This window comes from Allopusillimonas soli (genome assembly GCF_004153445.1).
In the GTDB taxonomy this organism is placed as follows: Bacteria; Pseudomonadota; Gammaproteobacteria; order Burkholderiales; family Burkholderiaceae_B; genus Allopusillimonas; species Allopusillimonas soli.
Genome location: NZ_SDQC01000015.1, coordinates 1 through 1,454 on the forward strand (window position 1 = coordinate 1; position 1,454 = coordinate 1,454).

Here is a 1,454-nt window from a genome sequence, read left to right on the forward strand (position 1 = left end):
GAAAAAAGGGCCTTTTGAACTGCACCCCAAAAGTTGGACACTGATCCAACCTTTGGGGTGTTTTTCATGACGAAGTACGATGAGCAATTCAAGCTGTCCGTAGTGCAAAGCTACGAGTCGGGCGAGCGAGGCTATAAATCAGTTGCGCAGCGGTACGGCCTGGCTCATGTAATAGTGGAGCGCTGGGTCGCCGCCTACCGGCAACATGGGCTGCCTGGCCTGCGCAAAAAGTTCAGCCACTACAGTGCAGAATTCAAGTTGTCTGTGCTGCGCCGGATGCAGCAAGAGGAGCTATCGGCGACCCAGGCGGTAGCATTGTTCGATATTCGAGGTGGAGCAGGCGTCGTCATGAATTGGCAACGCCGGTATCATGAGCAGGGTCTGGCTGGAATCCAGCCCAAACCCCGAGGCCGCCCGAAGAAGATGACAGAATCGCCCAAACCCACAGATGCGCGGCCTGCAGAGGTGCGTTCACGCGAAGAATTGGAGGAAGAGGTCCAGTATCTGCGCGCAGAGGTGGCTTATCTAAAAAAATTACGGGCCTTGCTTCAGTCCAAAGAGCAAGCTGCGCAGAAAAAGCGCAAGTAGTGCTCGAACTGAGGCAAGGCCACACATTGACTCGGCTGTTGAAGGCAGCGAACTTATCGCGTAGTACGTTCTACTACCAAATGAAGGCGCAGCAAGCTGAGGACCCTCACGTTGGGTTGAAAGCACGCATCCGCGCTGTGTATGAGCGCCACAAGGGTCGCTACGGCTACCGACGCATTACAGCGGCGCTGCGCCAAACCGGTGAGGCGGTCAACCACAAGAAGGTTCAGCGGCTGATGCTGGTGTTGGGATTGAAGTCGCTGGTGCGACCGAAGAAATACCGTTCTTACCGGGGTCAGCAAGCCCGCGTTCCCAATGTCCTGGCTCGTCAGTTCCAGGCACAACGGCCCAATCAGAAATGGGTCACTGATGTGACCGAGTTCAACGTCCGGGGCGAGAAGCTGTATCTCTCGCCGGTTCTGGATCTGTATAACGGTGAAATCGTGTCCTATACGATGCAACAGCGACAGCACTTCTCACTGGTGGGCAGCATGCTCAAAAAGGCGCTGGCCAAGCTCTCTTGCGAGGAAGCACCACTCTTGCACTCAGATCAAGGCTGGCAGTATCAAATGGTGGCGTACCAGCGTCAGCTGGCAGCGCGAGGGCTAACCCAGAGCATGTCACGCAAGGGAAACTGCCTGGACAATGCCGCCATGGAAAGCTTCTTCGGCACGCTGAAGTCCGAGTTCTTCTATCTGAACCGCTTCGAGAGCATCGAGCAGCTTCAGGCCGGCATCCGCCAATACATTCACTACTACAATCACGACCGCATCAAAATAAAACTAAAAGGCCTGAGTCCGGTGCAATACCGTATTCAGGCCTTGGCCACCTAATCTGTAACCGTCCAACTTCTAGGGGTCAGTTCA

General features: G+C 55.1%; 1 protein-coding gene. It reads left to right on the forward strand.

From position 1 onward, the window contains the following. Positions 1-66: 66 nt before the first annotated feature. Positions 67-1,421 (forward strand): IS3 family transposase gene (locus ERD78_RS19665; protein ID WP_371734644.1). Its coding sequence is split into 2 segments (ribosomal slippage): positions 67-541 and positions 541-1,421, totalling 1,356 coding nucleotides; the frame shifts between segments, so codons are not numbered across the junction. Positions 1,422-1,454: the final 33 nt, after the last annotated feature.